At 35.7% G+C, this 12,961-nt stretch carries 8 protein-coding genes; all 8 read left to right on the forward strand.

All coding sequences use genetic code 11. The annotated features are described in order from the left end of the window. Nucleotides 1–387: 387 nt before the first annotated feature. The 8 genes from B0A65_RS03095 (at nt 388) to B0A65_RS03130 (ending at nt 12,436) form a co-directional block, all read left to right on the forward strand. Complete coding sequence (locus B0A65_RS03095) at nt 388–2,895, forward strand: L-rhamnose mutarotase (protein WP_074659248.1); 2,508 nt, start codon at nt 388–390, stop codon at nt 2,893–2,895. Nucleotides 2,896–3,043: 148 nt separating this feature from the next. Continuing rightward, nucleotides 3,044–4,108 (forward strand): Gfo/Idh/MocA family protein, encoded by a 1,065-nt coding sequence (locus B0A65_RS03100; protein WP_074659249.1) that lies wholly within the window; start codon nt 3,044–3,046, stop codon nt 4,106–4,108. Continuing rightward, the gene (locus B0A65_RS03105) at nt 4,105–5,685 is read left to right on the forward strand and encodes a sodium:solute symporter (RefSeq protein ID WP_074659250.1); all 1,581 of its coding nucleotides are present in this window, start codon (nt 4,105–4,107) and stop codon (nt 5,683–5,685) included. The genes B0A65_RS03100 and B0A65_RS03105 overlap by 4 nt, the downstream gene beginning before the upstream one ends. A gap of 208 nt (nt 5,686–5,893) precedes the next feature. Continuing rightward, nucleotides 5,894–6,235: a type II toxin-antitoxin system HigB family toxin gene (locus B0A65_RS03110; protein WP_074659251.1), complete on the forward strand. Its 342-nt coding sequence runs from the start codon at nt 5,894–5,896 to the stop codon at nt 6,233–6,235. Beyond that, nucleotides 6,235–6,795, forward strand: a complete 561-nt coding sequence (locus B0A65_RS03115) for a transcriptional regulator (RefSeq protein WP_074659668.1) — start codon at nt 6,235–6,237, stop codon at nt 6,793–6,795. The genes B0A65_RS03110 and B0A65_RS03115 overlap by 1 nt, the downstream gene beginning before the upstream one ends. 295 nt (nt 6,796–7,090) lie before the next feature. Continuing rightward, complete coding sequence (locus tag B0A65_RS03120) at nt 7,091–9,274, forward strand: alpha-L-rhamnosidase-related protein (protein WP_074659252.1); 2,184 nt, start codon at nt 7,091–7,093, stop codon at nt 9,272–9,274. A 192-nt stretch (nt 9,275–9,466) separates the two neighbouring features. Further along, entirely contained in the window at nt 9,467–11,146 is a 1,680-nt protein-coding gene (locus B0A65_RS03125) for a glycoside hydrolase family protein (protein WP_074659253.1), read from the forward strand. 168 nt (nt 11,147–11,314) lie between these two features. Continuing rightward, entirely contained in the window at nt 11,315–12,436 is a 1,122-nt protein-coding gene (locus B0A65_RS03130) for a glycoside hydrolase family protein (RefSeq protein WP_074659254.1), read from the forward strand. Nucleotides 12,437–12,961 lie beyond the last annotated feature (525 nt).

Consider the following 12,961-nt stretch of genomic DNA (forward strand, 5'->3'; position numbering starts at 1 on the left):
TTGTGAAATTAACGTCCGACAGCCCTCGGACGTTATTTTTTTGTAATTATTTACCACAGAGAGCACAAAGATTTTTTTCTTCTTAACTTAAAAAAAACACTGAGTTCACAAAGCTAAATCAAACATAGCTTTGTGAACTTTGTGTTTTTTACAAGTAATCCTAGATAAAAATCCTTGTGCTCGCTGTGGTAAAAAACTATAATGTGTAAAAAATACACTTATTTTAACAGATAACAGGAGGGTACAGGATACTTATATTTTAGGGTTACTTTAAATTGGTGCCTAATATTTCGATAAAATGTTAAAATTATTTAGAATATCAGTTTTTTACTGATAAAATTTACATTCTAAATTATATTTAAGCATTATTAAAATTAAAAATATAAAATGCGTTTACACACTGTCAATAAGCTACTTGTCCTTTTTTTAATCATCTGTTCTGTTTTTTCAGCAACTGCAGCTGAGATTTGGGTTTCAACTTCTGGAAAAGATACTAATCCCGGAACAAAAGAAAGTCCGTTAGCGACTGTACAAATGGCAATGCGAAAAGCCAGAGAATTGCGTCGTCTAAAAGATTCCTCCATTAAAGACGGAATTCATATTATAGTTTCAGATGGAACGTATTACTTAAACGAACCTTTATTCGTAAGACCTGAAGATTCAGGAACTCCTGAAAGTCCAACCACAATTGAAGCTGCTGTAAATGCAAAACCAATTATAAGCGGCGGACTGGAAATTAAGAATTGGAAAAAAGGCGCAACGATAAACGGAGTAAAAAAAGCAAACATATGGGTAGCCGATGCACCTCAAAAAGCAGGTGAAATAATCAATTACCGACAACTTTGGGTGAACGGAAAAAAAGCCGTTAGGGCAAAAAGTACTTCCGGAAACCAAATGGATCGCATATTATCATGGGATGCAAAAACAGAAACGTGCTGGATTCCTTTTAAAGATAAATCCATAAAGTACGAGCCTGGAATGGAAATGTTTATCATTCAATGGTGGTCAACGGCTAATCTTCGTATCAAAAATATTGAAGTACAAAAAGACAGCGCCCGACTTTCTTTTGAACAACCTGAAAGTCGCATTGAAAGCGAGCATCCGTGGCCAGCGCCGTGGATTTCAAAAAATAATGGAAATTCAGCATTTTATCTGAGCAACGGAATCGCTATGCTGAACGAACCTGGAGAATGGTTTTTGGATAAAAAAAATGCTAAGATCTATTATATTCCGAGAACAGGTGAGGATTTAACTTCGGCTAAAATCACTGTTCCCGTTCTGGAAAATTTAGTGGAGATGAAAGGAACAATTGATTCACCGGTTCATAATTTTAATTTCAAAGGAATCTCCTTTCAATACAGCAACTGGCTTCGTCCTTCGCAACAAGGTCACGTTCCGTTGCAGGCTGGGATGTATTTATTGGATGCTTATAAACTGCAAATTCCCGGAACTCCAAATCAGGCGAATCTGGAAAATCAGGGTTGGGTTGGGAGACCGAGAGCAGCTGTTGAGGTGAATTATGCGCATCATAATCAATTCGAATCTTGTCGTTTTGAACATTTATCTTCAACCGGATTAGATTTTAATAAAGGCACAAATCACAATACCATCAAAGGAAATTTATTCAAAGATATTGGCGGAAATGCTATGAGTATTGGTGTTTTTTCTGAAGAAGCTTTTGAAGCACATTTGCCTTTAGTTATAAAAGATGAAAGAGAAATTTGTTCAGATGAAGTAATTGCAGACAATTTAATTACCAATGTTGCCAACGAAGATTGGGGATGTTTGGGAATTGCAGCTGGTTTTGTAAAAAACCTTACCATTGAACACAACGAAATTTCGGATGTGGCCTATAGCGGAATTTCAATGGGCTGGGGTTGGACACACACTAAAAATGTGATGGAAAATAATAAAATTTTAGCCAATAAAATTCATCATTATGCCAAACATCTTCATGATGTTTCCGGAATTTACACACTTTCATCACAGCCCAATAGCCGGATTGAGGAAAATTATATCGACAAAGTGTATTTCAGTCCCTACGCACACGATCCTTTTTTATGGTTGTACTTGTATACCGATGAAGGAAGTCAGGGATTTACCATAAAAAACAACTGGATTGCAACAGAGAAAATCTTAAAAAATAATAACGGTCCGGAAGGAAATGTTTGGGAAAATAATAATCCATACGTAAGCACAAAAATAAAAGAGGCGGCCGGAATCAGAGCACCTTATACTGCTTTAACAAAAGAAGTACTTGTTGATGAAGCTTCAAGTTTACAAGAATTACCAAAATCGGTAGCGATCGAAATGGTAGGTTCTGATTTTGATATTGAAAAAGTAAAATCAACTATAAAAGGTTTCCGAATTGTGGGTGAATCTTTGTACCAATGGAAAAATCATTTGGTGATTTACGGAAAAATGAATCAGCCGGAAAGAACGAAAAAGAAGTTGGCGCTCGCATATCCATCGGCAGAAATAAAAATTTACGAAAAGCCTATTTACGATTTTCAGAATTTTGAAAGATGTAAAGATTCTAAACCGGCATCAGAATGGGAAAATATCGTTCTAACAGCGAATTTGGTAAATGACGAAAAATTGCAAAAAGAGTATGTCGATTATCACACCACTCAATTTGAAAAATGGCCGGAAATCGCAAAAGGATTCTGCAACGCCGATTTTCAGCAATTGCAGGTTTTCAAAAACGGAAGACAATTAATGTTGGTCATCAGTATTCCGAAAGGCGAAAGTCTGGATAAACTGAATCCAAAAACAACAGAAAATAATCCACGTGTAGACGATTGGAACGCCCTAATGAAAAAATACCAAACCGGTATAGAAGGCGCAAAACCTGATGAAACTTGGATTTTCTTAAACAAAGTAGAAACAAAATAAGAGATAGCCACGAATTCACGAATTATTCTTTTACTAATCTAACTAATTATTAATTCGAATTATTCGAAAAATATAAAAAGTAGTATTAAAATAATAATTCGTGAATTCGTGGCTATAAAAATAACTATCAAAAACTAAAATAAAACCAATGTTAAAAATCGCCATTTTAGGACTTGGAGAAGGTCGCAGCACAATGTCGGCAGCTTTAAAAAGCGCGAAATTGGAGCTCGTAAAAGTATGTGACCGAAATGAAGAATTGTGTAAACAAAGAGCAAAGGAATTTGATTTTCATTCGTACACCACAAATTATGATGATTTATTAAATGATTCTGCAATTGATATTATTGCTATTTATACACCGGATCATCTTCATGCCGATCATGTTAAACAAGCTTTATTGCACGGAAAACACGTCGTTTGTACCAAGCCTTTTATTGATAATCTAGCCGATGCAAAAGAATTATTAGCCTTGAGCGAGAAAACCGGAAAGAAAGTTTTCATAGGTCAAAGTTCAAGATTTTTTGAACCTGCAAAAAGACAAAGAAATGATTTTGAAGCGGGATTAATTGGTGATTTAATTACAATCGAAGCGCATTATCACGCCGATCACAGATGGTTTTTAGAAAAAGAATGGTCGTTATTGCAATCTTTCAAATGGCTTTATGGAGGCTTAAGTCACCCTGTCGATTTCATCAGATGGTATTTACCCAATATTGAAGAAGTAATGGGTTACGGAATGATCAGCAGTAATGGAAGTGTGGCAGGTTTAAAAAATGAAGATACGATGCACTTCATCTTCAAAGCAACTGACGGAAGAATTGCCAGAGTTAGCGGAGTTTACACTTCACCTACACAACCGGCCCAAAGAGATAGCGGAATGAGTACCATTCTAAGAGCGACCGAAGGTGCAAGCCAGGCCGATTATCACGAATTGCGTTATGCTATTACAGACAAAACTGGTGAAGAAAAAGTAATAACCTGGGGCGATGCGACTTTAAAACATTATTTCCGTTTTGAAGGCCAAAGCCATCATGCGGGAGAATATCAAAATTATCTGGAGTATTTTGTAGACAGTATCGAGCTAAATTTTACAGCTTATCCGGACATGAAAGAAGGTATCGGAACCGTGGCTTTATTACAGGCGATGGACAAATCTTTACAAACCGGAATGCCAGTTAAAATAGCTGATGTTTTAAAAGAATATGAGCTATGAACAGTATCTACGATAAGTTAACCACCTTAGATTTTATCATTGTTGCCGTTTATTTAGTAGCCTTATTAATTATTGGTTACGTAGTAAGTGTGAAACAAAGCAAGAAAAACGAAACACTTTTTCTGGCCGGAAATTCACTAAAATGGTACAGCATCGGGTTTAATATGTGGGGTACCAATGTTGGTCCATCCTCCTTATTGGCTTTTGCGAGTATTGGTTATGCAACCGGAATTGTAGCCGGAAATTTTGAGTGGTACGCCTTTGTTTTTTTACTGCTTTTGGCCATGGTTTTTGCACCGCGTTATATTGCGAGCAAAGTCAGTACGATGCCGGAATATATGGGAAAACGTTACGGCGACAGCACACAAAATATTTTGGCCTGGTACGCTTTGGTGAAAATTTTGGTAAGTTGGTTATCGTTAGGATTATTTAGTGGAGGAGTTTTGGTACGTCAGATTCTCGGAATTCCGATGTGGCAGAGTGTTACTGTTTTAGTTATTTTTTCCGGAATTTTTACTTTCGCAGGAGGATTGAAAGCCATTGCAAAAGTGAATGTTTTTCAGATGATTTTATTAATTGTCGTTTCCTTGACCTTATCTTATTTAGGATTGCAAAAAGTGGGAGGCATCAGTGCTTTAATAGCTAAAACACCTTCTAATTTTTGGAATTTAGTGCAGCCTGCAAGCGACGCACATTATCCGTGGCCGGCTATTTTGTTGGGATATCCGGTTGCGGCGGTTGCTTTTTTCTGTACCGATCAATCGATGGTGCAGAGTGTTTTGGGCGCAAAGAATTTAGAGCACGGACAATTGGGCGTAAATTTCATTGGCTGGCTAAAAGTATTGGCGTTGCCTTTGTTTATTTTACCCGGAATTCTGTGTTATGTTTTATATCCGGAATTGGGCAAAAATTCTGATTTGGCCTATATGACCATGGTGACTAATTTATTCCCAAGTGGAATGAACGGTTTGGTGATTTGTGTGATGATTGCGGTTTTGGTAGGAACAATTGGTTCATCCTTAAACGCCTTAAGCACCGTTTTTACCAATGATATTTATGTAAAGAAAATCAACCCGACGGCTACTATTAAAGAACAAATTAAAATTGGTCGTATCACAATTGCAGCCGGATGTTTATTCGCCATTTTGATTGCCGTTGCCATTGACAATATAAAAGGACAAAATTTATTTAATATTTTTCAGGCCGTTTTAGGATTTTTAGCACCTTCCTTATCTGTTGTTTTCCTGTTGAGTATCTTCTGGAAACGCACTACAAAGAAAGCAGTAAACGCAACATTATCCTGGGGATCTGCTTTTAGTTTATTTGTTGGAGTTTTATATTTATGGATTTTTCCTGCGGATAAATATCCTGTTTGGCCTCACTTTTTATTGATCTCTTTTTACATTTTCGCGACATTATTAGTATCGGCAATTATTATTTCGTTAGCAGATAAAACTCCGGAAACTAATTTTGTGAGTGAAACTGATGTTCCTAAAACTAGTAAAAAAGTCAAGTTATTGTTTGCGCTTCTTGGGGTTGTAATTTTGAGTTTGTATTTTATTTTTAATGGGAATTAGATTTTTTCTTTAGTATATCATATGCCAAGAACGCTTTCTTTTTTAGGGAAGCGTTTTTTATTTACTACTAAATTGAAAAGGGAAACTATTTTTAATTTGTAAGTTAATTTTTATAAATCTGGCTATTAAGTTTTGAGTTGATGGAAGATCGAAATAATTAAAGTTCGGTTTTTATCAGAACTTTAATTATATTTGCAAAGTCATTGTTATGAGAATTATTGGGAAGAAGACCATTTTAAAGATTAAAAAGAAAAACATCGGGAATAAAAAATTATGTACTGAAATTGATAAACTAATTACAGATTTAGAAAACTTTGATTCTCGCGAAGAAAGTATTAATAATATTAGAAACGATGCCGACTGTGTTCATTGTGATGGTTTCTATTTCTTTGATATTAATATCCATAGAACGCTAATTTTGATTGAGTTTGATGATGATGGACAAGCTACAATTGTTTGGGCTGGCACTCATCAGGAATATGAATCAACATTTAAAAATAATAAATTAACTATTGAGAAGTGGTTAAGAAAAAACAGTTATATAGAATAATGAAAACACAATTTGACATAGAAAAAGTAATAGAAAAGGGAGTAATTACAAATGAATTAGATTATGAAAGAGCCCTTATTTCTGATAGGAAACTCAGACTTCTTGCAAAGGAAAATATTCATTTTAAAAACCTAAGAGTCAAATTACGTGATATAATTGAAAAATATGAAAATTCTGAATGGAGTGATGTTGACGAAATTGACGACTATAAACTTATAGAAAACGACAAAGCTGAACAGATAGCAGAATTGGAAAGATTGTTTCTGGAGAATAGAAAACAAACAATAAGAAAAAAACTGAAAGAATTTGAATTAACCCAGGAAAATTTGGGTTCTATCTTGGGACATAAAAGCAAGACCCACATGTCAGAGCTTATGAATGGTATTAAACCATTTACTTTAAAAGATTTAGTAATTATAAATCGGTTATTAAAAATTGAGATAGGACAATTGATACCTTTATTCCTTTCTAAAGAAGATCAAACTAAGATAAAGGAAGCTGTGATTAAATTGGGGAAGCCAAAAATTAAGTTAACAAGTAGTGATTTGGTTGTATGCTAATCATGAAAGTAGATACTAGAGTTCTCTCTTATAATTATTTATAAAAATTCGAATGCTTCAAATTTTTTTGAGGCATTTTTTTATGCGCAGACTTTCCCAAACCAATGAATGATAAATCTGACAACAAATTACGACTTCAATCAAAAATCAATTAAAATTTAATAAATTGTATAAAAAAATACGCATTAAATTATCTTCAATACAGATTTTAAGTTAAATCAGGTTGTTAAACATGACACTACAGGTTGTGAAATGTAAAAATAACACTTATCTTTAGTCCCAAAATAAACTAACTATGCTAAACCGCTTTTTAACTTTTAAAATTTTCCTTGTCTTTAGTGTTTTATTTTCTTCTTTTCTATTTGCACAAGAAAAACCAAAGGAAGCGACATGGATCTGGTATCCAGGTGATTTTGAAGTTTGGTTAAGCAATAAAATGCAGGTAAGGCGTACAGAACGCGAAGCAGTATTTCCACCGCTTTGGCAATATTACAGTCCTTATGCCCTTGTAACTTTTCAAACAGATGTAGATATTCCGGAACCAGATGAGGTAAAAATCTACTCAGAAGGACCTTTTCAATTACTCTTAGATGGCGTACAGGTTTACGGTCAGCCAAAATCATTAAAAGTTCCTGCCGGGAAACACAAAATTTCATTTAAAGTATACAATCAGGAAGTGTTGCCAGCCATTTATATAGATGGTAAATATGTTAAATCGGATCCATCCTGGAAGGTGACCAATGAAGATAAACTTTGGATTGATGAAAATGGAAAAGCACAGCAGTCAGGCACACCATGGGTACCTGTTGGTACCTGGAATTTTTATTCACCAGAGAATAAACCTTCGGGATTTAAACTAACAACCAAATCTTTAAGCGCAAAAAAAACAGAAAAAACAGGAGCAGGTGAGTTAGTAGATTTTGGTAAAGAAACTTTTGGTTATATTAAAATTCACGGTTTAAAAGGAAAAGGCAAAGTAGCGCTTTATTATGGTGAATCTCGTGAGGAAGCGCTGGATACTGCCAAATGTGAAACACTGGACCATTTATCTTTTGATGGAAAACAATCTGAAACCTATACTCATAATGGATCAAAAGCATTTCGCTATGTTCAGGTACAAGCAGATGCAACAGTAAAATACGATTCTATTTCGATGCTTTATGAATATTTGCCATTGGATTATCGTGGTGCATTCAAATCTTCAGATCAGGAATTGAATCAAATTTGGGATGTGTCGGCTTACACAATGCATTTAACAACCCGCGAATTTTTTATAGACGGGATAAAGCGCGACCGTTGGGTTTGGTCCGGCGACGCTTATCAAAGTTATTTGATGAATTATTATCTATTCTTTGATTCGGCTTCGGTAGAGCGAACGCTGTTGGCGCTGCGTGGTAAAGAACCGGTGACGGCTCATATTAATATCATCATGGATTATTCGCTGTATTGGTTTGTGGGAGTTTACGATTACTACTTACACACGGGCGATACGAAATTCATCAAGACTTTTTATCCAAGAATGAAATCACTTATGGAATTCTGTTTAAAAAGAAGAAACGCAAACGGATTCCTGGAACCCTTAGAAGGCGATTGGGTTTTTATTGACTGGGCGAACGGATTACCAAAAACCGGTGAGGTTAGTTTTGAGCAAATGCTTTTAGCAAGAAGTTTAGAAGCCATGGCGGTTAGTGCTAAAATTGCAGGTGAAAAGGAGGACCAAAAACAATATGAAACATTAGCAGATGATTTAAAAACAAAATTATTTGATGTGTTTTGGGATAAGAAAGAAAACGTAATGAAGCACCAGCGTATTGATGGTAAAATGCAGGATATTGTAACCAGATACGCTAATATGTTCGGTATTTTTTTCAATTATTTTAATGAAGAACAAAAACAAAGTATAAAAAAGAAGGTGTTGCTGAATGATAATGTTCTTAAAATCACAACACCCTACATGCGTTTTTACGAGTTAGAAGCACTGTGTGCGATGGGCGAACAAGATTATGTGTTGAAAGAAATGAAAAATTATTGGGGCGGAATGCTAAAAGAAGGCGCAACTTCTTTTTGGGAAGAATACAATCCAAGCAAAAAAGGAACAGAACATTTAGCGATGTACGGACGCCCTTATGGAAAAAGTCTTTGCCATGCCTGGGGTTCTAGTCCAATTTATCTGCTAGGAAAATATTATTTGGGTGTAAAACCAACTGCTCCGGGTTATACTGAATATGAAATTAAACCCAATCTAGGCGGATTACAATGGATGCAGGGAAAAGTGCCAACACCAAATGGTGAAGTAGAATTGTACTGCAGCACCAAAGAAATTAAAGTAAAAGCAGCGGAAGGCGAAGGAAAATTGATTTTCGAAAGTGCGAGCAAACCAAAAACAAATTCAGGAACGATTACGACTTTGGCTAAAAATAAATATCAATTGATTGTGAAGCCGAATGTGGAATATAAAGTGAGTTATAAGGCGATTTGAGTTTTAGTTCTTAGTGATTAGCTCTTAGTGATTAGTCCTTAGTAATGAGCACATAGTTTGTAACGTCCAGTTTGTCATTTCGAGGAACGAAGCAACCTCACTAATAATAAGCAAAGTTTGATATTGTAAATGTGATTACTTCGTTCCTCGCAATGACAAGATTGAGTTTAAGTTTAAAAAAAAGAAAAAATAATGTTTTCAAAAAATACAAAATACAATTTCAAAGTAAAAACAGTTTTTCTACTAATGTTTTTAGTATGCTTTCAATTTTCAGTAATTGCACAAAACCCAACCTGGAAACCAGCCTCTTTTGAAGTAGTAAACAAATACAAAACTTTCAAAACTACTCAATACGCACACGTATTCTCAGGAAGCAAACATAATATTGTCAGATTAGCACCTGATTTACAAGGATTAACAGGCGTAGAACTTCCTTTAGATCAATATAAAAAAGGATCAAACGCTCCACTGCAATTAAAATTCAAAGAAAATGTTCAGGTATTAATTGGCGTTTTCCAGGAAAAAGAAAACCCAGAATATCTTCAATTTAATAATTCGGCGAAAGCCAAATTAATCTTAGAAAATGGAATAACAATAACAGGTTTGCCTCCCGTAAATGTGTATGCGATTTCCTATTCAAAAGGAACTCAAACTATAAATCCCGGAAAAGGTTTATTTGCCGTTTTAGGAGTTGTAAAAGAGAATCAGCAATTGACTTTTAGAAACGCAGAACTTCCAGACGGAAAACTATGGAATCCAACTTTTATAATCGAAGGATTTTCAGATGAAAAACCACTTTTCGAAATCATCGGCGGAGAAAATAAACCCGTTGTGGATGAAGGAATGTCCGGAACAGGAGGAATTCAGGGAGGTTTTGAAGGTGGTCGCGTCGTAAAAGTGGGCGATACCTATCATATGTTTCCAACAGAAAGAGCGGGAGAAAAAGGAGTGGATTATTATTACGACCGTGTAAAAACCAAAATCGGACATTGGACCAGTAAAGACGCCATTCACTGGAAAAGAGAATCAACGATTTATCAGGCAAGCGGAACCTACGCCATAACCGAAGATGATAACCCAATGAATGATCGCCGTGCTGCCATTTGGTCGTATATGCCGGTTTTTAACGAAAAGGCAAACAAATGGTACGGCTATTATTTAGCATACACAGTTAGTAAAACTATAGAGCCAAATCATTCTTTCGGAAGAATCTGGAGATGTGAATCAACCGTAGAAGGAATCGACGGAATTGGCGGCCCATACAAAGATATGGGAATCATCATGGAACCGGGATTAGACTCAGAACCGTGGGAAGGACGTCAGGGTGTGGCTTCATTTTTTCCATATAAAGTAGGTGATAAATATTTTGGTTTTTACAGCGGCGCTTACCCTTTTAATTCATGGGCAGATTATCCGAAGAAAACCGGAAAAGGCTGGTCTGTGGCTTTGGCCGAATCGAATAGTTTAGAAGGTCCATGGAGTAGGATAAAAGATGGCAGCAATCCAATTAAAACCATGCATCCGTTTTTTGTAGAAAATCCAATTGTGAGTCAGTTACCAAACGGTTTATACATCGCTTTTTTTGATGGAGGTCCGGACGGTTGGGGACATCATTTACCTAATATGATGGCGTATTCATTATCAAAAGATGGGAAAAACTGGTCAGAAGCAAGATATCTTCCAATTGAAACAAAAGTCGATAAATGGTGGGACATTATGAGAACGCCACTTTGCTTAATTCCAGAAGGAAACGACGTTTATACAATCGTATACAACGCCATCGATCTGAAAAGAAGATTTCACCCAACAGGAATGGTAAAAGTAAAACTGAACAAAGAAGTAATGGAATCCAGATTGAAAGAACTAAAATAAATTTCACGCAGATTTGGCAGATTAAAGCAGATTGACGCAGATTTTTAAATTAAATAATCTGCGTCAATCTGCCAAAATCCTTTTAAATCTGCGTGAAACAAAAAAATAAAACCCGCGAAAATCGGCTTAAATCCGTGTCATACGCTTGCCATAAATTACATATAGAAAATGAAAATCAAATACCTACTTATTGCCATTACAGCACTTTTCGTCGCCAGCTGTGCAACGACAAAATACAAGAAAAGAGAAATCAACGAAACCGTAATGCAGGAGATTTACAACGAAATCAAAACGCCTTATAAATATGGTTTGGTGATGGTGCCAACAGACAACTCCTATAAAATGGATTGTCCGAGTGTGTTTAGAAAAGACGGAAAATGGTTTATGACCTATTTGATTTACGATGGAAGAGGTTACGAAACCTGGCTTGCTGAAAGCAATGATTTATTACACTGGAAACATTTAGGAAAAGTAATGTCTTTTTCAGAAAACGAGCAACATTGGGATGTTAACCAAAAAGCGGGATATATTTCGTTACAAGACCCAACATGGGGCGGAAGCTACGAATGGGAAAAATATGATGACAAATATTGGATGAGTTATTTTGGCGGAAATACTAAAGGTTACGAAGCCGGAGTATTGTCAATTGGTATGGCTTATACGAAAGAATCGCCAACAAAACCGCACGAATTCGAAAGATTAGAAAATCCGGTTTTAACTCCAAAAGACAGAGATGCCAGATGGTGGGATAATAGTACGATGTATAAAAATAGTGTGATTCGTGATAAGGACAAAGTTACAGGACACGATTTTATCATGTATTACAATGCGCGAGGTGATAGCTTAAATCCTGCGAAAGGCGCAGAGCGTATTGCTATGGCTGTGTCAAACGATATGAAACATTGGGAACGTTATGGCAATAAACCATTAATCAATCATCATAAAGGAATTTCAGGAGATGCCTATATTCAGCGCATTAATGATACGTGGGTGATGTTCTATTTTGGCGCTTTTTGGACAGGTTGGAATCAAGGTGCATTTAACCGCTTTGCCGTTTCAAATGATTTAGTAAACTGGACCGACTGGAAAGGCGAAGATCTTGTCAAATCATCTGAACCTTATGATAATATGTTTGCGCACAAATCATTTGTAGTAAAATACAATGGAGTAGTGTATCATTTTTATTGCGCTGTAAATAAAGCAGAACAAAGAGGAATTGCCATCGCAACTTCGAAGGATTTAGGTAAAAGTGAAATGAATTTTGTGGCGCCGCCGGAGAAGAAGAAATAGTTTTCAGTCGCAGTCGCAGTTTGAATTGTCAATAGGTATAGTCCCTATGGGACATTTAGATAGACGGTTGCTTTTTGTTACCAACATTTAATCTCTACGAGATATTGTGTTAGGAGCTAAATTTCGGTAGGTACCAATATTTAATATCTGCGAAATATTCCGTTAGGAATTAAATGTGGGTAGCAAAAATAATATTCGCAAAATGAATTTTGTCCCGTAGGGACTACATATACAATCAGGCAATAATGAATAATATAAAATCAATGTCAATTCAGATTCATCAATTTTTGAGGTTTCGATTTTCGAATCTCATTTTACTTTCAGTCGCAGTCGCAGTTTTCAGTGGTGGTGATTAAAGATGTAGTCCCTACGGGACATTTTGCATGGTGTGTTGATATTGTTACCAACATTTAATCTCTGCGAAATATTCCGTTACGAGTTAATATAGGTATGAGTAACCATTTAATCTCTGCGAAATATTCCGTTAGGAATTAAATGTTGGTAGCAAAGAATAATATCCACAAA

Origin of the sequence: Flavobacterium frigidimaris (assembly GCF_002217275.1) — a bacterium.
Lineage (GTDB): Bacteria > Bacteroidota > Bacteroidia > Flavobacteriales > Flavobacteriaceae > Flavobacterium > Flavobacterium aquidurense.

Excerpts from the sequence above, each read along its gene's own strand:
- B0A65_RS03105 (WP_074659250.1), top strand. The coding sequence starts at position 4,105 with ATGAACAGTATCTACGATAAGTTAACCACCTTAGATTTTATCATTGTT.
- B0A65_RS03115 (WP_074659668.1), top strand. The coding sequence starts at position 6,235 with ATGAAAACACAATTTGACATAGAAAAAGTAATAGAAAAGGGAGTAATT.
- B0A65_RS03095 (WP_074659248.1), top strand. The coding sequence starts at position 388 with ATGCGTTTACACACTGTCAATAAGCTACTTGTCCTTTTTTTAATCATC.
- B0A65_RS03110 (WP_074659251.1), top strand. The coding sequence starts at position 5,894 with ATGAGAATTATTGGGAAGAAGACCATTTTAAAGATTAAAAAGAAAAAC.
- B0A65_RS03125 (WP_074659253.1), top strand. The coding sequence starts at position 9,467 with ATGTTTTCAAAAAATACAAAATACAATTTCAAAGTAAAAACAGTTTTT.
- B0A65_RS03130 (WP_074659254.1), top strand. The coding sequence starts at position 11,315 with ATGAAAATCAAATACCTACTTATTGCCATTACAGCACTTTTCGTCGCC.
- B0A65_RS03120 (WP_074659252.1), top strand. The coding sequence starts at position 7,091 with ATGCTAAACCGCTTTTTAACTTTTAAAATTTTCCTTGTCTTTAGTGTT.
- B0A65_RS03100 (WP_074659249.1), top strand. The coding sequence starts at position 3,044 with ATGTTAAAAATCGCCATTTTAGGACTTGGAGAAGGTCGCAGCACAATG.